This window comes from Enterococcus canis NBRC 100695 (assembly GCF_001544375.1).
GTDB classification, from domain to species: Bacteria; Bacillota; Bacilli; order Lactobacillales; family Enterococcaceae; genus Enterococcus_H; species Enterococcus_H canis.
On sequence record NZ_BCQJ01000001.1, the window covers coordinates 498,471 to 522,041 of the forward strand.

A 23,571-nucleotide genomic window follows, 5' to 3' on the forward strand; every position below is an offset into this window, starting at 1 on the left:
AAACAGTGGAAGCAGAAGCAACAGCTATACTCACACAGTTACTGCGGAAATAAGCTGGCATACACAAAAATTTGAAGAATAACGATTGCCCTAGGCAGAGTTAATGATGAAAAATACCTACTAAGTCTCGGGGTTAGAGGCTGCTGCCCCAAACTCATAGCATCACCTTTTCCCCGCTAATTATTTTCCATCATAGATTTCTTTCGACATGTTGAAGGCACTCCAAGCCTTAGGCCAGCCTGCGTAAAAGGCCAGATGAGTGATTAGTGCCACCATTTCCTCTTGGGTCACACCATTTTGTTTTGCGATAGCCAAATGACTTGTTAATTGCGGCGCCCCCATCGCGACCAAAGCCGCACATGTGATTAACGACCGATCGTGTGCGGATAACTCATCTTCCCGTGACCATACTTCACCAAACAAGACATCATCGTTTAGAGCCGCGAATTGCGGCGCAAAGGTGCCCAGCTGTTCTCTGCCTGTAGTTTGTTTTTTCATAGCTCCTCCTTAATTTTTCAGTTTTAAATATTCTTCGTCACCAACAGGCTCCAGCCACTCAGCAGTACCTGCTGTAATCGCAAGATGTTCAAACCAAGTCGTAGCGGTAGCGCCATGCCAATGCTTGATGCCATCATGGGTTACCACCACATCTCCCGCTTGCAAATGACGGGGCGCCTTCCCTGCCTCTTGGTACCAGCCCTCTCCTCCGGTTACCAATAAAATCTGAAAGCCGCCACGCTGAATGTGCCAGTTATTACGACAACCTGGTTCAAAGGTGACATTGCCAACGCCTACAGCCACATTAGGGTCCGCAACTAGTGTGTTCAAATAGCTTTGTCCAATAAAAAATTGTGCGTAAGCTTGATTTTTTTCACCTGCTGGAAAAATAACGCCATCTTTGATTTCTTCATAATTCGTCATTCAATTCATCCTTTCTTAATTCTTCAAACTCATAACCTACTAAAGCCATATGACGGGACACAATAGTTTTTCACTGCCTAATAAAAATAACATGCACCATTTCCCATACTCACGCAAAAAAGAGTAGGACGCTTGTGTAACTTCATCCTACTCTCCTCTATTAAAAAAAACGAATACCTTTTATGCCATCCGCCTATGCTTGAAAGGCAAGCTTAAACCGTTGAATAAACTCTTTGACTACTGGTGTGTGAATCCGCTCCTTCCAGACTAGTCGGCATTGAGTGCCTATTTCTGGTTCTAGTGGGACAAATTTGGTTCGTAGGGATTGCCTATTTAACACAGCGCCTTCAATCGTTAAAGCAGCCCCTACCCAATTTTCTACTAATGAAAAGACATTGAAAATCAAATTGAAGTTTCCCACGGTATTCAACTCCTTAGCTTCAAGACCCGCCCACTCAGCCAGCATCTGTTGAACCTCTTTTCTAGCAGATATAAGGAGTGGCAGACCTGAAATATCAGCGGGCGTAATGTGACGCCGCTGTGCAAGAATGCTATCTGTCGAAACTAACAGACCCCATTTTTCCCGTCGTGGCAGGACGAACGATTGCACATTTTTCAAGGTAATTGGTTCTAATAACAAAGCTACATCTAAAATACCTTTTTCCAGTTGATTGGAAATCAAGTCCCCGGTTCCGGTAATCAGTTCAAACGTAACTTGCGGATAGTCCGCCAAAAATTCTTCCAGCATCATCGCCACCGTATCAGAATTATCAGCTTCCACACAGCCAATCGTTAAACTGCCAGTCATTTCCCGCCCTTTTCTAGCAAATGACTGTTCTAACTTGTTATCCAGTAACAGAATCTCTGCCGCACGTTCCTTCAAAAAAAGACCTTCTTGCGTCAGCTGTAATCCTTGTGGGTGGCGCTCAAGTAACTGGACGCCTAAAGATTCTTCTAATTCTCTGATTTGTCGGCTTAATGTTGGTTGTGTAATATTCAATACGTGGGCCGCTTTCGAAAAAGTCCCTTCTTCTGCTACTACTCAGAAATAACGCAAAAGTCTGATTTCCATCAATTACTCACCTCTGTCTTTAGTATAGCAAAAGACGATTGTAACGCACTAGAACAACTCGATAAGAAGTTCTGCCTATTTTTGGGTATCCAACATTCGTTTCATAAACCATTCAACTTGTTCAGGTGTGTCATGATCGAAAAAGGCTGAACCTTTTTGATCTAAGCTAGCAATCTCCGTCATTTCTTTCGACGTCAACTCAAAATCAAAAACAGCCAAATTTTCTGCCATGCGTTCAGGATGCACTGACTTTGCCAATACAACAAGCCTGCGTTGTATTAGCCAACGAAGCACTACTTGACCAACTGATTTTTGGTGTCTGGCCCCTATCTCAGCCAAGACAGGATTATGAAATAGCTCCTGGCGACCTTCAGCAAAAGGCGCCCATGCCTCAATTTGTACGCCATACTTTTTATGCCACTCCTGATCAATCACTCGTTGATGCCATGGGTTCACTTCAATTTGATTAATCTGCGGTTTCACTTCATTCAAACTGACAAATTCAATCATTTTGGCCGAACTAAAATTTGATACGCCAATTACACGCAATTTTCCTTCTTTTTGAGCAGCCGTCAAGGCCCGCCACGCCCCATAAACATCACCATAAGGCTGGTGGATCAGATAAAGGTCCAAGTAATCTAGTCCCAGCTTTTCCAGTGATAAGTCAATAGCCTGATGTGCTTTCATTTCCGGTGTTTCCATGATGAATAACTTTGACGTAATAAAAAGATCTTCTCTCGTAACAAAACCTTCCGCGATTGCCCGCTGAATTCCTAAGCCGGTTTCCGTCTCATTCCCGTAAATGATGGCTGTATCTAGCAAGCGATAGCCAATTTTTATAGCTTGATAGACCGATTCTGCGGTTTCTTCTGCAGGGATTTGATAGACACCAAACCCCAGTTGCGGCATTTGAACACCATTATTGAGCGTTACCATCTGCATACTCTTTCCCTCCTAACTAAATAGCACCTACTACGCGATGTGGCTGATAAGGTTCCTCAAGATAGGCCACATCTTCATGGGTTAATTTTAAATCTAGCGCTGGCAAGGCGTCTGTCAAATGACTGATTTTTGTCGCACCAATGATTGGCGCTGTCACTTCTGGCTTTTGTAGTAACCAAGCTAAGGCTACTTGCGCGCGTTTCACCTCATACTTATCTGCAAGCTCTGCTACTCGCTCAACGATAATACGATCTTGTGACTCGGTCGTATCGTACTTAGAATGAGCCACTTTGTCCGTTAAAAAGCGTTTTGTGGTAGCATCCCAATCGCGTGTCAAACGTCCTGATGCTAATGGGCTGTATGGGGTAATACCTACTTTTTGATCCTGACAAAGCGGCAGCATTTCCCGTTCTTCCTCTCGATAAAGAAGATTCAAATGGTTTTGCATCGAAATAAATTTTGTCCAACCATTTTTATCAGCCACGGCTTGCGCTTTAGCGAACTGCCAGGCATACATCGCTGATGCGCCAATGTAACGAACTATGCCAGACTGAACAATGCTGTGTAGCGCCTCCATCGTTTCTTCAATTGGTGTATCATAATCCCAGCGATGAATGATATATAAGTCGACATAGTCCATCTGCAAACGTTCTAAGCTTTGGTCAATTTGATAGAACAGGGCCTTCTTAGACAAGCCGCTGCTGTTAGGGGCTTTCTTCATAGCGCTGAACGCTTTCGTTGCCACCACGATTTCATCCCGCCGTGCATATTTTTTAAGGCCTTTGCCTAAAATCTGTTCACTAGCACCATAGGAGTAGACATTAGCGGTGTCGAAAAAATTAATACCTAACGCCAAGGCCTTTTCAATTACCGGCATACTTTCTGCTTCCTCAATTACCCATTCATGAAACCCGCTAGCAGGATCACCAAACCCCATCGTACCTAAACAAAGTCGTGAGACATCCATGCCGGTATTACCTAATTTTACGTATTGCATCTTCATTCCTCCAATTGTCTTTCTTTTTCTAGCTTTTTCTCAAATGCTCTTAAATGCTCGGGATTGCCTTCCAGCTTATACTCTAAAAGAGTCAATGTGTTTTGCATTTCTTGGATACGTTGCTCCAGGATGTTTCGTTGCTCCAATAAAATTGTGCGTCTTGCCTCAAGTGTCTCTTCTCTGCCCTGTCTAAACAATAAGCCATATTCGATTAGTGCTTCCACCGAAACTCCCGCATTACGCATCGCTTTAGCAAAGTAAACCCAATTCAAATCGTATTCCGAAAAATCACGATAGCCATTTTCATCGCGGGTAACAGGGGGAATAATCCCTACTCGTTCGTAATAACGCAATGTGTCGGTCGAAATAGCATATTTTTTGCTAACTGCTGTAATCTTCATTTTTTGCCCTCCGCTAAGTTGGAAAAGTCGTGGTTGATGATTTCTTCCAATTGAAATGTGTTGTCGTCATTAAACTTAAATCTTAAAATGCAGCAATTTCCGAGACGTTCCTTTTGGTCCACCTGACTGGTATGTCCCCAATACCTCATGAACTGGCGACAACTCGCGCCGTGAGAGACTGCCAACACATTTTTGCCGGTTGTTTTCTGCATAATATCCAGTAAGGTTGCTGCTACCCTTGCCCGGCACTCCAGTTCGCCTTCCCCTCCTGCTTGAATAAAAAAGTCGCCATAGGGTAATGGCGGATTCAAAAATTCTGGCTCTCCTTCGAAACGACCAAAATGCCACTCTTTTAATCCTTTCATTCTCTGATAAGATAGTTCAGTGACTTGTTCTAGCGTATCAGAGGCACGCTCAGAAGTAGAACAGTAGGCAGCGTCAAAAGTGATACCCGACTTCTTAAAGTAATCTCGTGCTTGTTGCGCCTGTAAGATTCCTAATTCCGTTAAAGGTGCATCACACCAGCCCTGAATCTTATGTAGGCGATTAAACCAGGTCTCACCGTGACGCATTAAATACAACATTTTCCCCATTTCCCTCACCTCAAACTGATTGTAACCCTTGGAGTCCACTTCAAGGCAAGCAAAAAAGCAAAAAAACATCAAAAAAGATGTTTTCTTGCTTTTAAGATTCTGAAATAGTCGGAGCATACTACCTAATAGATCGTATACTCTGCCTTACCATCGCGTTCCAAACTAATCACTAAGCGGTGCGGTAAGCAGATACTTGTCTGACCCGGCTTTGAGATCCAGCCAGTACGAACTGCGATTTGATCGGGACTATTGTCCTCTTTCACCCGAATTTTCCCTGGCATGACTTCAACAATATTATATTGTTCATCGTTAGGATGGTAGGTTACGAGTTGATGCTCTGCTGTATCTAGTGGAAACTGGTCGATTTTTTTGCCATCGATTGAGACTACTGCTACCAGCGCGCCAGTACCCGCTTGTTTTTCCTGCTGCCAAAAAAGAACATGGGGCAAAAAAGACAGGATTATCAAAGTCCCAATAATCAGGAGATCACCAAGTTTGACATCGCTACGTGGGAAATACTTCATGGAAACTGCTCACTTTCTAAAAATTGCTTCATTAAGGTTGTTCCATCATATCACAGATTCATACACCGTAAAATATCAGTGAGCCAACATTTCTTGAGCAATTTCATGGCCAGACAAGTCACTCGGATAATAAGTCGGCCAATTATGCAATTCTTCGGTTAGCTGCTTTTGACTGTCACCACCAAAGTAAATATGAAAATGAGCGGTTTTAACTGGTGCGATGTTGTGATCACTGAACTGCACGTATTTAAAGCGACCGGCAGCGGGATCATCGGTCTCAAATTTGAAACGAACACCACGGTTTCCTTTTTCATAGGTCAAAATTTCATGACCTGCTGATTTATAGGTATATTTATAGTGCTGACCATCAACGATAAAGTCCATCGTATCTCCCGTTATAGCAATGTTGGTGACGTCTGTTTTATAACCTGCTTCATAGTATTCCTTATATTCAGCCGCAGACTTGTCTTGATTCAACTTCGCTTTATAGTCGAAAACGGCATCTAACGTGCCATCTTGTAAAAGCGGATAGACGGATTGCCATTCACCAGCAAAGTCGCTTAACGCGCGATCCTTCACATCAGCATCTGCAAAATAGCCGGCCGCAACGGTCTTTTCACTTTCAGTATCAGCAGCGTGTTCTGGGGCCACTTCTTTACTGGCGACAGAAGTTGTCTTTGCCAACGCCTTAAGATTGGCTTCCATCACGGAAATGTAATCTTCCCCATTATCCATTTGCTCTTTTGTTAAACTTTCTAAAGGATTCAAGACTTCTAGTTTCACCTTGGCCTCATTGGCTAACGTTTGCGCAATTTTATCATTGGCATTTTCTTCAAAATAGATATAATGGATATCATTAGCCGCCACATAGTCCTTCAGCTCAGCGATCCGGCTAGGTGAAGGTTCTTGATCAGGATTTAGTCCAGCAATAGCAACCTGTTGTAAGCCATAATCCAAGGCAAGATAGCCAAAAGCCGCGTGCTGCGTCACAAAACTTTTTTGTTTAGCCACTTTTAAAGTATCACTATATGTTTGGTCTAATTTTGCTAATTTCGCCAAGTATTTTTCGGCATTGGTTTCGAAAATTTTGGCCTTGTCTGGATAGAGTGTTTTCAACTGATCTGTGATAGAATTGACCTCTTGAATTGCCATGTGGGGAGAAACCCAGGTATGAGGATCTAACTCATGATGATGCCCCTCCCCATGCTCATGATCGTGATCATGTTCTTCACCGCCAGGTAGCAAGATCATGCCTTTGGTGCCCTGTACGACATTAGGCGCACCCTTGGCCCAGCCCTTTTCAGCCTGCGGAACCCATGTTTCCATGTTCTCATCATGATAAACAAAAACGTCTGCATCATGAATTGCCGCCATATCTTTAGCAGATGGCTCATAATCATGAGGTTCTGACCCAGCTGGAATCAATAAATCCACCTCACCGGCCTCTCCTACGATATTTTTAGTAAAGTCATACATGGGATAAAAAGTCGCGACAATTGATAGCTTCTCTTTATCAGGCGTTTCTTGCGCTGTGCTGTCAGCTGTACACGCCCCTAATATTCCTAGTGTCACAATACTCAACAAACTCAATCCTAATTTTTTCATGCTCTTATCCTCTCTAACTTATGCTACTTTTTTCTTGCGACGATGCGCTTTAATGACCTTCAAGGCGCGTTTACGAGTCTTGATATTAGGACTTTTTAGACGCCGGTAAGCACTGGATATATCAGTTTTCTCCATTTATCTTCCTTCTTTCATTAAAGATTCTGTTGCGAATGTCTGCTTAAATGTTTGCCGGATTAATACCTCTGGCAGGTCTTTGCCAATCAGAACGATTTTAGTACCAACGGCTGGTTTTGTTGTTTGCTGAAAGCTGACCTGTTGATTCACACCTTGCAACGTTGTAGCAAACTCATATGTGGCAAAGGTCAAAATTCCTTTGATCCGGTAAAGCTTTTCCTGATGATGCCATAAAAGCCAATCTAGCCACTCTATAAAAGCTGGCTCTGCTAGTTTATCTGCTTCTAAGAGCATCGTATGAAACCCATGATGCGTGTGGTGATGCTCATGTACATGACTTGTTTCAACTGCAGTTTGAGCATCTAAAGGTGCGTGAAAGGAATCCAGATCGAAGAAATCAGCATCTTTCAGGGAATCCTTTTGCCAGACTATCTGTTCTGCCAAAGGATTGATTTCTTTCAATAGGTTTTGTGGCGCCACTTTTTGATCCGCTTCTCGGATAAAAATTTTGTCAGCCATCGCTATTTGCTTTAAGGCTGCTGCTTCCTGCGATAAACGAAACCATTGTGCTGGATTGATGACGGTCAGCAAACTATCAATGTAATAGTAGCCGCGCAATTGTGGCGCCGTCAGTAGCGTTTGGACGATTGGCTGAGGATCAGCAATGCCTGTTGTTTCCAGAATAATTTGTTTAATAGGCTGCTGGTTCGCCTGTACAACCTCTAGTACCGCAGTCAAAGTGGCAATTAAATCACTGCGTAAGCTGCAGCACATACACCCATTATTCAGTTGCAAGATACGCTCTTCTTCATGCAGGAGCAGCTGATGGTCGATACCAGTTTCGCCAAATTCATTTTCAATGATCAGAATCTCGTCAGTTGGCTTTCCTGTTTGTGCCAAGACTTGATTGATCAAGGTTGTTTTGCCAGCCCCTAAGAAACCAGATACGATCGTAATTGGAATGCCCATCAAATTGCCCTCTTTCTCTAATCAACGCTCAGCCAGGTATTCAGTTAGCTGCACAGCAGTGTCATAATCAAAAAGCCCTGCCTTTAGTTGGCACTCTAACTGTTCTTTAAGTGAAACAGGAATCTCCCAAAAGCCTTCTATTAGTTGAAAAACAGTAGGATCCATTTTTTGAAAAACCGGATAAAGTATTAAAAAATCGGCAAAGCTCAGATTTTCTGCTTCATCATAGGCTTTCACCCAGCCCTGCTCTAATGCTTCCATCGTTGGTTCGCCTGTTTCTGTAATGATACCTTTTGCAACCATCTGTTGATATACAGCACTTTTTTCTTGAGAATCTATTCCTCCCCAGTAAGCAAAGCTTTCTTCTACTAACGGCGGATAAATGATCTGCATCAGCTTTTCCTCCTAGCCTAGTTCCATAACCTTGCGACCTTTATAATAGCCCTTCAACGAAATATGATGACTTCGACGATAATCGCCAGTTTCTGGCACAAAAGCGATTTCTGGTGGAACCAGTCCTTGTTGACCACGTCTACTACGCTTTTTCATTTTTGATTTTTTTCTTGCGGGAACTGCCATGATTCTGCCTCCTTTTTACCAACTAGCTTTTTTGACACCTGGAATCAAGCCTTGAAGGGCCAACTCCCGGAATTTGATTCGCGACAGACCAAACTTCCGCATATAGCCTCGTGGTCTACCATCTATTTGATCACGCAGCTTCAGACGCGTTGGATTAGCATCTTTAGGCAGTTTCGCTAAGGCTTGATAATCCTTCGTCGCTTTTAGCGCATGACGCTGTGCTGCATATCGTTCAATCACCATTTGCTGCTTTTGCATCTTTGCAATCTTTGCTTTTTTTGCCATTGGCACTTACTCCTTTTTTGATTTACCTTTTACAAATCGTAACAATTACGATTTGACGTACTTACTTTATCAGTTCGTAAAATTAAAGTCAATAAAAAATAACATGAAATTTAATTCAAATGAATGTCATCTCATGTTATAAGTGCTTATACTATGCCTCTACAGCTAAATAAAATAACGATTAACAAAAAAAGAAGTCTGCATATTTCTTCGCTAGAACATCAGACTTTGCTAGTTTATTGATCTTACATTTAACGAGTCAAAGTATTACGAAGGGACACTTTGTAATATAACGGTTTTACACTCAGGCCCTAGTTTTATATGGATTTGTTGCTTTGATTGGCAGTTACAAAGTGACAAAAGGACGTAACTTTTCTACGGTCTTTTCACCGATACCGCTAACTTCACTTAACTCTTCTATTTTTTTAAAGGAACCATTTGCCTCACGATACTGAATAATATCAGCGGCCTTTTTAGCACCAATACCACTCAACTGTTGCAATTCCTGTTCACTAGCCGTGTTTATATTCACTTTTATCGTCTCTCCAGAACTTTCCGTAGCAGGCTGCTGCAAGGATGATGGTGGCGTCTCGCCTTTTTTAGGAACATAAATCATGGCTTGGTCTGTGAGAATTTGTGCTAGATTAATTTGATTCTGATCGGCCTGTTCTGCAAAACCGCCTGCCGCTTGAATTGCTGCCTGTACCCGGCTATTTGCAGGCAGCTGATATAAAGCAGGCTGTTTCACCGCTCCTTTTACATCGACATAAATCACGGCTTGAGTAGACATCGTAGTGGTCTCAGTGATTGTTTCGCTAGTTTCCGTTGTTACCTCACTGCTCCCAAGTACCGTAGCTAAGGGATCCGCCGGTGCCAATAGACGCTGACTCACTAAAAAGAGTAAGCCAAACAAAACAACCCCTGCCACTGCCCAAATCCAGCTTGGTATTTGTCGTAATCGTTCCACCTATCTCCACCTACCTTCTATCACTATATACGCATTTTTTGAAAATATTTCTAAATGGTTGATAGAAAGCAAGCTTTGGGAACGTATAATAGGGTAGAAAGCAGGTGATGAGATGGACACAATGATCGTAACTGCCATCAGGCAAAAAGATTACGATGGCTTGGATCAATTGATCGATAAATATGGTGGTGATATTCTCATGATGATTCGGCGCGTTTTAAATCATGCCGCTGAAAAAAGCTACCATCAAGAAGTCCAAAATGAAGTTTTTTACCGAATTTGGAATCAAATTGAGCGATTCGATCCAGAAAAAAGCAGTTTTAAAACCTGGTGTCTTACCATTGCACGGCGTCTTTCTTTGGATATGAAGCGAAAAATTATTCGTGACCTCAAAATGGTTCCCAGTGAATCTTTAGAAGAAAATCCGACAGAAGAAAGCTATTTTCCTAAAGAATCTTTTTTAACGTTAGTGGAGGCCTTATCTGAAGAAGATCAATTGATTTTCCTAAAACACTACTATTATCAAGATTCACCCCAGGAGATTGCTGGAGATCTAGGTTTGAAAGCTGAAGTCATCTACAATCGCCTCTCCCGCGGACGTAAGAAACTTGCAGCAATGAAAGGAGTCGAGCCAAATGCCTAACTTTTTTAAAAAAGCTATCCATCGCCTTGAAGCAGATCAAGACGAGACGGTTACCCAGCAAGAAAAAGACTTAATGAAAAAAGAAGCACGCATGTATATCTTCATAAAGGATCTCTTGAAAAAAGTCGAGCCTTTACTAGAAGCTGGTGAATCGATTGAAGGTTTTCTACCAATGACAAATGAAAGTAACTCTGCTATGGGAACCAGTGGTTGGATGGGCATGGGCTACGCCCGTCAAAAAGACGCCCGCAGCTATGTGAATGCTTTCCACGACACACGAGGCAATCGCTTGATGATCTTTACAGATCGACGCATGATCTTCTTAGTGGTCTTAGATTTTTTGGAGGATGGTCATTTTTTCAGCCATCCTTATGATTCAATCAAAGGTATTCGCTTCGAAAAACATAAAATCGGTTACTTTGACTGGCAAGCCAAAGGTTGGCGTAATAAACGCAAACATACTTATTGGTATACCTTTGATTTTCAGTCCGGCAACCAAATCTTTACTGAAATGCTCTCGCCTCGCGATGCTGAAACGTTAGAGCGGCACTTACGCAACATCCCCGCTTTGAATGCGATTCTCGTGGATGAACATGTCCATCGGAATACTACTTTTGATTACATTTTTAGTAATACGAAGGTCGCCACGTGGGTGTATATCGTCAGCATTATTCTATTGATTGCCTTGATCGTCCTACCAGTTTTGGCAGGCATGTTTAGAGGTGTGGGCATCTACCGAAATCTTTATCTTTACTAGAGGTGAAGGCAGAAGCGTTTATTCGGAATATGAAGAGGCTGCGACATAACTTTTTGAGTTATGTCACAGCTCCTTTTTTTGTATGCAAGTCCCCTTTTATTTGCCTAAATCGACTAAAAACAGTAGTCTAAGGAAAAGACCTGTGAGGTGACCTATGAAAGAACGTGTCATATTATTTAGTGATGCTGTGATTGCCATTATCATGACTGTTATGGTAGTGGAGTTTCCCGTCAAAATCGTCAATGGACAAGTAGAGCTTACCTCGCTATTCATTACGATTGGCATCTATTTTATTAGTTTTTGTTTCGTTGCCAACATTTGGTTTCAAACCGCGCAACGCTTTAACAAAGTCGAGACCGTTACAAACAAGGATTTAGTGATTTATCTCTTCTCGCTATTTCTTTTATCGCTAGTCCCGAAAGCTACCGATGTGCTAATCGAAGAAACGTCAAAATCGACTTTATTGATGTACGGGATTCTAACGCTATTAGTGGTTATGTTTACCGAGAAACTTTTAAACACTTTGACGGAACAAGCAGTGGCCGCCAAACAAACGCCGAAAGAAGAAATCAATCGTGTACGCCGCCGGGGGATCGCGACGATTGGAGCCCGTATCTTGCTCTTAGTATTAGGATTATTTTTTGCCCGTTTTAGTCTCGTTGTTTACATGATCCTACCAATTCTAGACTTTCTGCAAAATGCCGTGGATCACGAAGAAACCGAGTTTATTGAGCAAATGGGTACGGAACAGCGCGATTTCTACCGACAAGATCAACAGCAATTTTGGCAAAATAACTGGAAAAAATATGGTACTCTGCTGAAATCAGCCTTGGACAACGGTAGTAACACTGGCAAAATGCCGCGACCTGATGAACGGCGCCCAGATTGGTGGCAAAACTTCGATCGCCAATGGAATGACCGTTTGTCGACAGAACTAGATCAGCTGACCAAACGTTTGAATGAGACCCATGATGAACGCGAAGCCGCAACAATCGAGAAAAAGATTCAGCGAATCAAGTCTGAACAGGATGATATCCGCGATAAACTAGCCGAAACCCAAGAACATTTCAAAAGGCGACAAGGTCAGGAACAACAGCGCCTGCAAAAACGACTGGACCCAATTCAAGAAGAGATGCAAGAATTACAAGAAAAACTGCAAAAGGAAACCGATCCAAAGAAACAGCAAAAGTGGCAAAGTCAGTTGGATGAGCTATCAGAAAAATATCATGAAGAAATTACCACCAGCAACGCCCGCACCCAGCAAAATGTCCAACAAGTTCAAAAACGCATGGCCAGTTTATCAGGACGACTATCCAAAGTTTTCAAGCAGGAACCTGATTCTAAGAAAAAGGACGATTAGTCTTAAATCAAAAAATCGCTTAGCAGTCTCTAGTAACTTAAAGCCTGCTAAACGATTTTTGACTATTTAAAAGTTGTAATTTTATCCGCTGGTAAACGAACAGAATCATGACCAGCTTCTTTAGCTTTCCCCACTGATAAGATCAAGACCGGCAAATAACGATCTGGATCTAAATCAAGTGTTGCTGCCATAGGCTCTGCATCAAAACCGCCAATAGCATTAGTATCATACCCATGGGCCCGCGCAACTAACATCAACTGCATCGCCGCCAAGCTAGCATCACGAATTACAATCGCATCCATATCTCTTTCCGGCAAACTTCCATAACGAGGCATAATCATTGCTAATTGTCGTTCTGAAACATCTTGCGGCATCTTACCCTCTTTAACCGCTTGACCGTAAATTTCTTCTGCATACTCATGAGGCTTGCGATCCGCAAAAATCACAATCATAGCCGCCGCAGTATCCAGTTGCACTTGATTGAACCGCACCAATGGACGCAACGCTTCCTTGCCCTCCGCCGTATCTACCACCACATAACGCCAAGGCTGTAAATTCACTGAAGACGGTGCTTCATTCGCTTCGTTCAACATTTGCAGCATTTCTTCCCGACTGATTTTGACCTTTTCATCATAAAGACGAATCGACCGACGATTCAATACCACATCAGCAAAATCATTATTGATAAATTCAGACATTTTTTTCGCTTCTTTCTTGATTCAATTTTTCTGGTAATTTACGACTTTTACGCTCGCCATAGCATTTATGTAATCACTGTACCAATTGAACTATTCACCAAAACCTTTTGCGTCTGAACAAAAAACGAAATTGGGCTTAGTCATTATCTAACAGCAATTCTCCATCCATACCACATGGCGGGTCATAGGTTCCATGCCATCCTACCAAAATTCGGTTGCTATTATCAAGGTAATAATTCGAACCTTTTTTAATATAGACTATGCTGCCAGCATATGCAACTTTGAAATCTTCCACCGCAATTTTCTTTAATGCTTCATGCCACTTATTACTCGATGGCCGTAAATCACTAGTGTTTGCAGGAGGCTCCCATAAGCCTGATAAAACATCATCTTTCATAATGATTAGTCTCCTATTTTTAATAATAAATACCATTTATTGTTTTCAAGGTTTAAAAAGGCACTTCCTTTTACAGAAGTGCCTTTTTCTCACTAGTAACTATTAGCTGCTTTAATATTCAATTGCTTATATAACACTCTAAAGTTGAAGGTTTAGTTTTCAACTTTTTCCAACACTGTCACGGCTTCCACATGGTGTGTTTGTGGGAACAGATCAACTGGTTGGATCTTTTGTGCTTCGTAGCCTAATTCGTGGAACAGTTTCAAGTCCCGTGCCAGGGTTGCTGGATTACATGAAATATAAACCACGCGTTTAGGTCCCATAGCAGCTGTTGCTTCGATAAAGCTAGCTTCTAAGCCTTTTCGCGGTGGGTCAACGAAAACGACATCGGCTTCGATGCCGGCTTTCTTCCAACGTGGCATAATGTCTTCTGCTTTGCCGACTTCATAATAAGCATTCTCAATACCATTTTGGGCAGCATTTTCTTTGGCATCGGACACCGCTTCTGGGATAGTTTCCATACCGTAAACATGGGAAACGCGGTCAGCTAAAGATAAGCCAACGGTTCCAATACCGGCGTAGGCATCAATCACGATGGATTCTGGCGTCAATTCTGCCATATCAATGGCTGTTTGATATAAGTACTCGGCTTGTGAAGTATTGACTTGGTAAAAGGACTGCGCTGAGATACGGTAGCGGCGTTCTAACAATTGATCTTCAATATAGCTTTTCCCGAATAATACTTTGTTTTCTGAGCCTAAAATGACATTGGTTTTATCAGGATTGACATTTTGGATAACTGAAACAACTTCTGGTAAAGCTGCTACAATGGCTTCCGCCATCGCTTCGCTTTTGAAGAGTTTTGTGGTCCGTGTTACCAATACGACCATCATTTCATGGGAGTAATGGCCGCGACGAATCATGATATGGCGGATGGTGCCAGTATTGTCTTTTTCATTATAGGCTTTTACATTAAAGCGAGCCAAAATATCACGTACCGCAATAATGGCAGCATCAATCGCTGGGTCTTGGATATAAAAATCTTCAATAGGCACAAGATCATGGCTATTTTTACGGTAAAAACCGGTAATTAATTCGCCATTCAATTTGCGAACGGGCACTTGCGCTTTATTGCGGTAGCCAAATGGTTGACTCATTCCAACAGTTGGTAAAACAGGAATTTCAAGTTTTGCTACTTTATGTAACAAGTTTTCGATTTGCTTTTGTTTGAATAATAGTTGATCTTCATAGCGCATATGTTGTAGGGGCGCAATGCCTGTCCGTAAGAGATTGTGGTCCTTCAGCTCTACGCGGGCTGGACTTTTTTCTAGTAGTTCTAACACTTTGCCATAGCCAAATTTATTGCCGACTTTTACCACCGTAATTTGGGCTTTTTCGCCAGGCAACGTATTTTCGATAAATAGTGGATAGCCGTCGACTTTAGCAACGCCTAACCCTTCATGGGTCAAATCTTGGATGGTAACTTCAATTACATCATTTTTCTTAACAGGATATGTTTTCATTGGAAACTCCTTTTCTTTCGCTTTTCACATCATACGGGATAGCTTTCAGAAAAGCAACCTTTCTTTGCAAGCAAAAAACTGCAGCCATTCAGCTACAGTTTATCTGCTTTTGCTTTTCGGAGCAAATCGATAGATTTATAGCCTTGTGATAAGGCTTCGGTCATTTGATCCAGACGCTTTGCCTGAGTCTCCGCCGTCTTGGCACTATAAACGAAACGGGCCCAATTCTTTTGATAACCTGGCGTTAACTCTGTAAATTTTGGCCGTATATCTGCGGGCAGTTGTTGACTCAATTCCGGAATTCGTTCTGCATAATCCCCTACCCGTTGAGAAGCCGCTGAGCTAGTACGCTGGGTGGTTTTCTTTAGGCCTATGACAGTATAGTCCTCGTCTAAAGCCACCATGCGGTTAAACTTCAGATCCGTTTCAGGAATAAAACCTGCTTCATCTACCTTTAGAAAAGGCATAATCTCATCCCGACCGATAAAGTGGTCAAAACGGGTATTGCCTTTTTTAGGATAGGCAAAGTAGAAGACACCAGCTTCTGGTAGCTGCTTTTGAGCTTGCTGCAACAAAGGGACTAGTTCGGGCAAGGTTTCAATAAAGGTAAAAAGCAAATCTGGCTGGGCAGCTGTCGTCCAAGCCACTCCTGTAACATCATAATCAGCTGGTGCTTTTATCAGAACTGGCTTTTCAAAGCGATCTAACTTCAACTTCTTTATTAGTGCTGGGAACAACTTTATTCCTCCCCTATATGGCCGTCTCCGTCGATATCTTCATCTGTCAGTTTTTCTACTTCTTTAACGAATTCTTGTCCCACAACTTGTAGCTCTTCTTCCTCTTCGTCCCCAATTAACGCATCATCAGGGATATCGTCGGTGTTAGCAAACATTTCAATATGCTGATGCAGATTGGTAAAGGTCATGGGCGCATCACCGCCATATTCTCCGTCCAAATTGATCATCATCCGACTATCTTCGTCAAGGGTTTCAGCGAACAAAGTACTAGTCTTCGTATAAATCAGACGCGGATCATTAATATGCTTGCCGCCGTTTAACATCAAAGCAGCTAAATGAACGATTTCAAAGATATTGGCTGTTTTGATAATCAATAAGCTAAACTTGCCATCGTCCAATTTCGCATCAGGCGCAATTTGTTCAAAGCCGCCCACTGAATTAGTCAATCCTAGGAAAAACATTGACGCATTGCCAACGTATTCTCCCTCATCATATTTCAAATGCATTTTGATTGGTTTCACTCGTGGTAACATTTCCGCACCTTTGGCTAAATACGCGAGATAGCCAAAAATACTTTTCAGTTCTGAAGGTACATCATAAGTCAGCTCGGTCAAATAGCCACCAGCGGCAATATTGATAAAATATTGATCATCCGCATGACCAATATCCATCTTCACTGTCTGATTTTTGCTAATCACTTGGGCTGCTTTTAGGATGTCATTTCGAGGAATCTTCAATGCGCGAGCATAATCATTGGTAGTTCCAGCTGGAATAATCGCCATTTTCGGGCGTCTTTTCAGAGGGGCAATCCCGTTGACCACCTCATTAATGGTACCATCACCACCGGCCGCCACCACTAAGTCAAAACCTAGCTTGGCAACACGATGGGCCTCATCACGAGCGGAATCAGGTGCTGGCGTAGTAGCAAAGGCGCTGGCTTCGTAACCAGCGTCCTCTAATACTTGCAGAATATCGGCTAAATTCCGTTTGACCAATTCTTTACCAGAAGTGGGATTATAAATGACGCGTGCTTTTTTCATCTATAACCACTCCTTAGCGCTTATTCAACTCTTCTTTAAGCAGTTGGTTGACTACCCCAGGGTTAGCCTGTCCTTTGGTTGCTTTCATGATTTGTCCCACCAAGAATCCGACAGCGCGATCTTTGCCGTTCTTAAAGTCGTCGATGGATTGCTGATTGTTATCCAAGATCTCATTGATTATTGGCAATAGTTGGGCAGGATCAGATAATTGGATTAGACCCTTTTCTTTGACGATTACTTGTGGGTCGCCACCATGCTCAATCAGCTCTTTAAAGACTTTTTTCGCAATTTTCGAGCTGATAGTCCCATCTGCAATTAACTTAATCATGCCAGCCAGACCTGCTGGGCTCAATTTTGTTTCAGCTAGTTCAACTTTTTCACTGTTCAAGTAGGCAGAAACTTCACCCATCAACCAGTTAGAAGCTTGTTTTGCATCGGCACCGTCAGCTAGTGTAGCTTCAAAGAAATCCGACATCTCTTTACTTAAAGTCAGTACCATCGCATCATATTCAGGCAAACCCAATTCATTGATGTAACGGGCGCGACGTTTGTTGGGCATTTCTGGTAAAGTAGCGCGGATAGTTTCGATCCATTCGTCGTCAATCACAAAGCGTGGAATGTCTGGTTCTGGGAAATAACGATAGTCACTAGAACCTTCTTTAACCCGCATCAAGATTGTTTTATTGGTTGTTTCATCAAAACGACGAGTTTCTTGTTGAATTTCGCCACCAGATAGCAGAACTTTTGCTTGACGTTTTTCTTCATAAGCCAGGCCTTTTTTCACGAAGTTTAATGAATTTAAGTTTTTCAGCTCAGCTTTGGTCCCAAATTCTTCTTGACCATAAGGACGTAAAGAAATATTGGCATCGCAGCGCATCGAACCTTCTTCCATTTTCACATCGCTAACGCCTGTAAATTGGATGATCGAACGCAATGCTTCTAAATAAGCATAGGCTTCTTCTGGAGAACGCATGTCAGCTTCCGAAACGATCTCAATCAAAGGAGTTCCTTGACGGTTTAGATCGACATAAGAGTAACCGCCGATACCATGCATATTTTTACCGGCATCTTCTTCTAGATGGACCCGTTCAATCCGGATTTTTTTCTTTTTACCAGCTACTTCAATCTCTAACCAACCATCATGACCGATGGGTTGATCAAATTGTGAGATTTGATAGGCTTTGGGATTATCTGGATAGAAATAATTTTTGCGGTCAAAATGAGTATCCTTGGAGATTTCACAGTTCAACGCCAACGCCGCTTTCATACCAAACTCCAAAGCTGCCTTGTTCATGACAGGCAACACACCTGGGTAGCCCCAGTCAATGACATTGGTATTGGTATTCGGATCCGCACCAAAGTGAGCAGGCGAAGGAGAGAAAATCTTTGATTCAGTTTTTAGCTCGACATGGACTTCCAAGCCGATGACAGTTTCAAAATTCATACTTATTTTCCTCCTAAAATCACAGGTTTTTGTTGATGGAAATCAGTAGCTTCCTCAAAAGCCGCTGCTAATTGATACATGGTTGCTTCATCGAATGGTTTGCCGATGATTTGTAAGCCGACTGGTAGACCTTCTGAAAAACCACATGGGATCGACATCCCTGGCAAGCCAGCTAAGTTAACAGGAATTGTTAAGATATCGCTCATATACATAGTGATTGGGTCATTGATATTTTCGCCTAAACCAAAGGCAACCGTTGGAGACGATGGACCAATGATCAAGTCATAGTCAGCAAAAACTTTCTCAAAGTCGCGTTTGATTAGCGTCCGTACTTGGCCCGCTTTTTTGAAATAAGCATCGTAATAACCGGCACTAAGGGAGAAGGTTCCTAACATGATCCGGCGTTTCACTTCTTCACCAAAGCCTTCTGAACGGGAGTTAACATAGACATCATCTAAGTTTTTAACGTTTTCAGAACGATAGCCATAACGGATACCATCAAAGCGTTGTAAGTTAGAGCTGGCTTCAGAAGAGGCGATGATGTAGTAGACGGCCACCCCGTATTTGGAATGAGGCAGGCTGACTTCTTCGACTTCAGCACCTAGCGCCTTAAAGGTTTCAGCCGCCTTTAAGACAGCCGCCTTCACGCCTGGTTGTACGCCCTCACCTAAATATTCTTTCGGCAAAGCGACTTTCATGCCTTTGATACTTTGACCCATTTTGCTCGTAAAATCAGGAACTGAGGCACCTGCCGAAGTCCCGTCTTTTGGATCGTAGCCGCTGATTGCGGTTAATGTTGCCGCATTATCGCGGACATCCCGTGTCAAGGGGCCAATTTGGTCTAAACTAGACGCAAAGGCAATCAAGCCAAAACGAGAAATTCGTCCATAGGTTGGTTTCATCCCAACAATACCGTTAAAAGCAGCCGGCTGACGGATACTACCACCCGTGTCACTGCCTAATGAAACAGGGATTTGCCCAGCTGCAACAGCTGCTGCCGAACCACCAGAAGAACCGCCCGGAACCTTGGTTGCGTCCCACGCATTTTTTGTTTTCTTGAAATAAGAAGTTTCAGTACTACCACCCATGGCAAATTCATCCATGTTTAGTTTTCCTACTGGAATCATATCGGCTTGATAAACTTTCTCCATCACGGTAGCATCATAAATTGGGTCAAAGTTATAGAGAATTTTGCTGGCAGCCGTCGTCAAGATGTCTTTGGTGACGATATTGTCTTTGATCCCAATTGGGATACCTGCCAAGATGTTTTCTTCTGAAATGCCTTTTTCATCTAACGCTTTCGCTTCCGCTAAGGCTTTGTCTTCACTAATCGTAATAAACGCTTCGACTTCTGGTTCGGTTTCTTTAATGCGGTCTAGCGTTGCTCTTGTTAGGTCTTGTGCGCTGATTTCTTTAGAAACCAACAAATCATGTAATTCTGTCAGTGATTTATCGTATAAGGTCATTATGCGCCAGCCTCCCCGTTGTCAATGATCGCCGGTACTTTGATGAAGCCATCTTCAGATTCCGGTGCATTTTTTAATAATTCGTCACGCGACATCCCTGGATTGGCCACATCTTCGCGCATCACATTGACGGTTTCAATCACATTAGACGTGAAAGGCACGCCTTCTGTATCAACTTCTTCCAGCATTTCCACCATATCGATGATTTTGCCTAATTGGTTCGTAAACTCCTCTAACTCCTCTTGAGGAAAGGAAAGTTTCGCAAGTTTTGCGACGTGTTTGACTTGTTCTTCGCTGATCGCCATGTTCATTCCTCCTGGATCGATTTTTCTATACCACTTAATATACCACAAACTCCTGAAAACAGCCGTCATTTTTGAAAACTGTCTGAAAATTTCTATTGGAAAATATGCGAATACACAGCTTCCTCACCAGAGCGTTTTGCTACAAAGGCTTGTGGTCCTTCAATAGAATTGATTTGTACTTCGATATCCGGCTCACCAATGTTGAAAACTGACTCTACTTGCTTGCCGACAAACTGCGTGAAGCTGGTAATCTCTGTTTTGCTATAATACTTTGTTTCAATCACAATTGAGACATTTTGCAAAACGCCTTCTTGATAATAGGCGATACCTGTGACACCACTCAGATTCGGGAAGAAGCCTTGGATAGAATCTTTGAATGTATCAAATTTCCCTGCTAAGCCGTCATCAGTCGCAGCATTGGTCTGGTTATTAATCACTGGCAGGCTGGCATATTCTTCTTTAACGGAATCAAATTTGTCAATCGTTGTCTTGCCATCTTTGCTGACGGCTTTGTAAATATACGTGCCGCCAACAATATTGTCCTTGCTGGCTTGTTCAAACAAACCAATCACGATTGGCACTTTTCCTAACCCGTCTAGCTGACGCACCCGAGTCAATACACTATTAACTGTTTGACGAGCATTTGCCATCAAATCATCACGGCTAATGTCTGTTGCCTTGCCATCATTGTCGTAATAGACCGAATTGAAGGCAAAACCTAGACTAATACCGGCAATTTTGCCGTTTTCATCCAGAAAATCTTGTTCCATCAGCTGTTGAAAAATAATCGGCCCCTTGCCTGGATTCAACCCTTGGTCATCATCACTAGAGCGTGATAACCATTTGCGAATAGTTTCTTCATCTAAATACTGGCCCTCTTGAAAATAATATTTGTCTACCGAAAATTCATCGTGGGACAGACGTAATAACCCATTTTCAAAGTTATCTTGATTATAGCCGCTATTCATCCGACTAGCGTTCAAGTCACGGGACTTACTAACTTGATATTTGCCATCTTTCATGACAGCTTGGTAAACACCGTTGTCAATGCGACCGGTGGTAATCGATTGGTTATTCGTATTTTGTTGGGCAGGATCGACATTATTGATGCCTTTTTCCAGATTGCCACAAGCGCCTAATAAAGCTAGGGCCGCGGTTAATCCTAGTCCAACAAGGTAAGTTCGTTTAGTCATGCTGGTCACCCTCTGCTTCCATCAATTGTTCTTCAGTCCAAACTGGGATTCCCAGTTGTTCCGCTTTTGCTAATTTACTGCCGGCATCTGCACCAGCGACAACAAAGTCTGTTTTCTTAGACACGCTACCAGTGACATTGCCACCCAACCGTTCAATCGCGGCTTTGGCTTCATCACGCGTAAAATGCTGCAGTTTCCCGGTTAAAACGACGGTTTTACCTTGGAATGGTGAATCAATTGCCGCCACAGCTTCGGGACGCAAACCTTTATAGGTCAAATTGACACCCGCTTCGGCAAATTCTCGGATTAGTTGATGCACTTCTTCATTTTCAAAATAGGTCGTAACACTATTCGCAATGATTTCGCCAATAGAATCTAATTGGAGAATTGTTTCTTGATCAGCCGTCGCAATATGTTGTAGATCACCAAAATGTTCAGCTAAAATTTTAGCCGCTTTGGCGCCCACATGACGAATACCTAAGCCAAATAGGAGCCGTTCCACTGAATTGTCTTTACTAGCTTGGATGGCTTGATAAATATTATTGGCCGATTTTTCTTTGATTTTGTCTAAGGTCATTAATTCATCGGTGGTTACTTTGTAGAGGTCAGCGACATCCTTGACTAATTTTTTATCATACATTTGTGCCAAGACTCTCGGACCTAAGCCATCGATATTCATAGCATTTCGAGAAACAAAGTGGTTTAGCCCTTCCTTGATTTGAGCTGGGCACATAGGATTGATACAGCGCAGGGCCACTTCTTCATCCAAATGGACTAATTCACTGTGACAAACTGGGCAATGAGTGGGAATGGTATAAGGCTTGCTATCAGCAGCGCGTGCGCTTAACACCACTTGAGCAACCTCTGGAATAATATCCCCGGCTTTATAAATCATGACGGTATCCAGTAAACGTAGATCTTTCTGTTGAATGAAGTCCGCGTTGTGGAGACTGGCACGGCTGACTGTCGTCCCAGCTACACGGACAGGATCCATGACAGCAGTCGGCGTGACTACCCCCGTTCGTCCCACTGTCCATTCGATTTCACGAATCACTGTTTGTGCTTCTTCTGGAGGAAATTTATAAGCGGTCGCCCAACGTGGGGCTTTGACGGTATAGCCTAATTCGTCTTGCAAACCAAAATCATTCACTTTAATGACAATACCATCAATTTCATAGGCTAATTCTTGACGTCTTTCGTGCATTTCCTCGATATAGGCCCAGATTTCAGCTACCGTGTGACAAATGCGCTTTTCAGGATTCGCACGGAAACCTAACTCCGTCAGGCGATCCAGTAAACCTGCTTGCGTATCAACTGCAAAGGGTGTCCGATCTGCCGTCGCATATAAAAACGTACTAAGATTTCGTTTAGCGGTAATTTTGGAATCTAGCTGGCGCAAGCTCCCCGCTGCAGCATTGCGTGGATTGGCAAAAACTTCTTGGCCTTCTTCTTCTCGTTGTGTATTCAAGTTAGCAAAGGATTCTTTAGGCATATAACATTCGCCACGAACCTCAATCGTCAACGGTTCCTGCAGTCTTAAAGGAATCGATTTGACCGTTTTCAGGTTTTCGGTGATATTCTCCCCTACTGTACCATCACCACGCGTAGCACCCTGTACAAAGCGACCCTCTTCATAGCGCAAAGAAATCGCCAGACCATCGATTTTCAGCTCACAGCAATAGGAAACTGGGCCACCTACCGCTTTTTTAACTCGCTCATCAAACTGAATGATTTCTTCTTTGCTGAAAACATCTGACAAGCTATACATAGGCACTTCATGAGTTACTTTTTCAAAGCCTGCCAGCACGCGTCCGCCCACACGTTGTGTAGGCGAGTCCGGCGTCACTAAATCAGGATATTCCTTTTCTAAATCCTCTAGTTCACGATAAAGCTTGTCATAGACGGCATCTTCCACTGAGGGTTCGTCTTTGACATAGTATTCATATGCGTATTGATTTAACTGGGCGCGCAAAGCATCTACGCGTTCTGCCGCTATTTTTGCATCTGTCATCTCTTAC

27 protein-coding genes and 1 pseudogene are annotated in these 23,571 nt (G+C 42.8%); 3 read left to right on the forward strand and 25 right to left on the reverse strand.

The annotated features are described in order from the left end of the window. Positions 1-180: 180 nt before the first annotated feature. The 15 genes and pseudogenes from ECA01S_RS02515 to ECA01S_RS02580 all read right to left on the reverse strand — a co-directional run bounded on the left by ECA01S_RS02515 (position 181) and on the right by ECA01S_RS02580 (position 9,990). Positions 181-498, reverse strand: coding sequence for a carboxymuconolactone decarboxylase family protein (locus tag ECA01S_RS02515; protein WP_067390561.1), 318 nt, complete (start codon positions 496-498; stop codon positions 181-183). Positions 499-507: 9 nt separating this feature from the next. Further along, positions 508-921 (reverse strand): cupin domain-containing protein, encoded by a 414-nt coding sequence (locus ECA01S_RS02520; RefSeq protein WP_067390563.1) that lies wholly within the window; start codon positions 919-921, stop codon positions 508-510. A gap of 193 nt (positions 922-1,114) precedes the next feature. After that, a pseudogene (locus ECA01S_RS02525) lies at positions 1,115-1,993 on the reverse strand (LysR family transcriptional regulator). 75 nt (positions 1,994-2,068) lie between these two features. Beyond that, positions 2,069-2,935 (reverse strand): aldo/keto reductase, encoded by an 867-nt coding sequence (locus tag ECA01S_RS02530; RefSeq protein ID WP_067390566.1) that lies wholly within the window; start codon positions 2,933-2,935, stop codon positions 2,069-2,071. 16 nt (positions 2,936-2,951) lie between these two features. Continuing rightward, on the reverse strand, positions 2,952-3,932 hold the full coding sequence (locus ECA01S_RS02535) for an aldo/keto reductase (RefSeq protein ID WP_067390569.1): 981 nt from the start codon (positions 3,930-3,932) through the stop codon (positions 2,952-2,954). A 2-nt stretch (positions 3,933-3,934) separates the two neighbouring features. Continuing rightward, on the reverse strand, positions 3,935-4,333 hold the full coding sequence (locus tag ECA01S_RS02540; RefSeq protein ID WP_067390572.1) for a MerR family transcriptional regulator: 399 nt from the start codon (positions 4,331-4,333) through the stop codon (positions 3,935-3,937). Next, positions 4,330-4,926: a histidine phosphatase family protein gene (locus ECA01S_RS02545; protein ID WP_143139568.1), complete on the reverse strand. Its 597-nt coding sequence runs from the start codon at positions 4,924-4,926 to the stop codon at positions 4,330-4,332. Before ECA01S_RS02545 ends, ECA01S_RS02540 begins: the two co-directional genes overlap by 4 nt. 122 nt (positions 4,927-5,048) lie before the next feature. Beyond that, positions 5,049-5,450 carry a NusG domain II-containing protein gene (locus tag ECA01S_RS02550; protein WP_067390575.1) on the reverse strand — a complete coding sequence of 134 codons (402 nt, stop codon included), beginning with the start codon at positions 5,448-5,450 and terminating at the stop codon, positions 5,049-5,051. A 75-nt stretch (positions 5,451-5,525) separates the two neighbouring features. Next, positions 5,526-7,055, reverse strand: a complete 1,530-nt coding sequence (locus ECA01S_RS02555) for a zinc ABC transporter substrate-binding protein AdcA (RefSeq protein ID WP_067390578.1) — start codon at positions 7,053-7,055, stop codon at positions 5,526-5,528. An 18-nt stretch (positions 7,056-7,073) separates the two neighbouring features. Then, positions 7,074-7,190: a putative metal homeostasis protein gene (locus tag ECA01S_RS14305; RefSeq protein ID WP_169792747.1), complete on the reverse strand. Its 117-nt coding sequence runs from the start codon at positions 7,188-7,190 to the stop codon at positions 7,074-7,076. Beyond that, positions 7,191-8,159 carry a CobW family GTP-binding protein gene (locus ECA01S_RS02560; RefSeq protein ID WP_067390581.1) on the reverse strand — a complete coding sequence of 323 codons (969 nt, stop codon included), beginning with the start codon at positions 8,157-8,159 and terminating at the stop codon, positions 7,191-7,193. 21 nt (positions 8,160-8,180) lie between these two features. Next, positions 8,181-8,552: a hypothetical protein gene (locus tag ECA01S_RS02565; RefSeq protein WP_067390584.1), complete on the reverse strand. Its 372-nt coding sequence runs from the start codon at positions 8,550-8,552 to the stop codon at positions 8,181-8,183. Positions 8,553-8,564: 12 nt separating this feature from the next. Further along, positions 8,565-8,738 carry a 50S ribosomal protein L32 gene (gene rpmF / locus ECA01S_RS02570; RefSeq protein WP_067390587.1) on the reverse strand — a complete coding sequence of 58 codons (174 nt, stop codon included), beginning with the start codon at positions 8,736-8,738 and terminating at the stop codon, positions 8,565-8,567. Between the two features lie 15 nt (positions 8,739-8,753). Continuing rightward, entirely contained in the window at positions 8,754-9,023 is a 270-nt protein-coding gene (rpsN, locus tag ECA01S_RS02575) for a 30S ribosomal protein S14 (RefSeq protein WP_067390590.1), read from the reverse strand. A gap of 346 nt (positions 9,024-9,369) precedes the next feature. Beyond that, complete coding sequence (locus ECA01S_RS02580) at positions 9,370-9,990, reverse strand: helix-hairpin-helix domain-containing protein (RefSeq protein WP_067390593.1); 621 nt, start codon at positions 9,988-9,990, stop codon at positions 9,370-9,372. Positions 9,991-10,102: 112 nt separating this feature from the next. Between ECA01S_RS02580 and ECA01S_RS02585 the strand changes: the two genes are divergently transcribed. From ECA01S_RS02585 to ECA01S_RS02595, 3 genes are all read left to right on the forward strand, one after another. Then, positions 10,103-10,633: a sigma-70 family RNA polymerase sigma factor gene (locus ECA01S_RS02585; RefSeq protein ID WP_067390596.1), complete on the forward strand. Its 531-nt coding sequence runs from the start codon at positions 10,103-10,105 to the stop codon at positions 10,631-10,633. Beyond that, positions 10,626-11,390 (forward strand): hypothetical protein, encoded by a 765-nt coding sequence (locus ECA01S_RS02590; RefSeq protein WP_067390599.1) that lies wholly within the window; start codon positions 10,626-10,628, stop codon positions 11,388-11,390. The genes ECA01S_RS02585 and ECA01S_RS02590 overlap by 8 nt, the downstream gene beginning before the upstream one ends. A 154-nt stretch (positions 11,391-11,544) precedes the next feature. Next, the gene (locus ECA01S_RS02595; protein ID WP_067390602.1) at positions 11,545-12,750 is read left to right on the forward strand and encodes a TMEM175 family protein; all 1,206 of its coding nucleotides are present in this window, start codon (positions 11,545-11,547) and stop codon (positions 12,748-12,750) included. 62 nt (positions 12,751-12,812) lie between these two features. Here the strand turns inward: ECA01S_RS02595 and ECA01S_RS02600 are convergent, their stop codons facing one another. The 10 genes from ECA01S_RS02600 to ligA form a co-directional block, all read right to left on the reverse strand. Further along, positions 12,813-13,448, reverse strand: a complete 636-nt coding sequence (locus tag ECA01S_RS02600; protein WP_067390605.1) for a nitroreductase family protein — start codon at positions 13,446-13,448, stop codon at positions 12,813-12,815. Between the two features lie 136 nt (positions 13,449-13,584). Then, positions 13,585-13,845 (reverse strand): hypothetical protein, encoded by a 261-nt coding sequence (locus ECA01S_RS02605; RefSeq protein ID WP_067390608.1) that lies wholly within the window; start codon positions 13,843-13,845, stop codon positions 13,585-13,587. 152 nt (positions 13,846-13,997) lie between these two features. Beyond that, positions 13,998-15,368, reverse strand: a complete 1,371-nt coding sequence (gene rlmD, locus ECA01S_RS02610) for a 23S rRNA (uracil(1939)-C(5))-methyltransferase RlmD (protein ID WP_067390611.1) — start codon at positions 15,366-15,368, stop codon at positions 13,998-14,000. Between the two features lie 92 nt (positions 15,369-15,460). Then, complete coding sequence (locus tag ECA01S_RS14530; RefSeq protein ID WP_067390614.1) at positions 15,461-16,105, reverse strand: YdeI/OmpD-associated family protein; 645 nt, start codon at positions 16,103-16,105, stop codon at positions 15,461-15,463. A 2-nt stretch (positions 16,106-16,107) separates the two neighbouring features. Further along, positions 16,108-17,145, reverse strand: coding sequence for a diacylglycerol kinase (locus ECA01S_RS02620; protein WP_067390617.1), 1,038 nt, complete (start codon positions 17,143-17,145; stop codon positions 16,108-16,110). A 13-nt stretch (positions 17,146-17,158) separates the two neighbouring features. Beyond that, on the reverse strand, positions 17,159-18,589 hold the full coding sequence (gene gatB, locus ECA01S_RS02625) for an Asp-tRNA(Asn)/Glu-tRNA(Gln) amidotransferase subunit GatB (protein WP_067390620.1): 1,431 nt from the start codon (positions 18,587-18,589) through the stop codon (positions 17,159-17,161). A gap of 2 nt (positions 18,590-18,591) precedes the next feature. Next, positions 18,592-20,055: an Asp-tRNA(Asn)/Glu-tRNA(Gln) amidotransferase subunit GatA gene (gene gatA / locus ECA01S_RS02630; protein WP_067390622.1), complete on the reverse strand. Its 1,464-nt coding sequence runs from the start codon at positions 20,053-20,055 to the stop codon at positions 18,592-18,594. Beyond that, entirely contained in the window at positions 20,055-20,360 is a 306-nt protein-coding gene (gene gatC / locus ECA01S_RS02635; protein WP_067390625.1) for an Asp-tRNA(Asn)/Glu-tRNA(Gln) amidotransferase subunit GatC, read from the reverse strand. Before gatC ends, gatA begins: the two co-directional genes overlap by 1 nt. 92 nt (positions 20,361-20,452) lie before the next feature. Beyond that, a complete protein-coding gene (locus ECA01S_RS02640) occupies positions 20,453-21,553 on the reverse strand; it encodes a CamS family sex pheromone protein (protein WP_067390628.1) in 1,101 nt (366 codons plus the stop codon). After that, complete coding sequence (ligA, locus tag ECA01S_RS02645; RefSeq protein ID WP_067390631.1) at positions 21,546-23,564, reverse strand: NAD-dependent DNA ligase LigA; 2,019 nt, start codon at positions 23,562-23,564, stop codon at positions 21,546-21,548. The genes ECA01S_RS02640 and ligA overlap by 8 nt, the downstream gene beginning before the upstream one ends. Positions 23,565-23,571 lie beyond the last annotated feature (7 nt).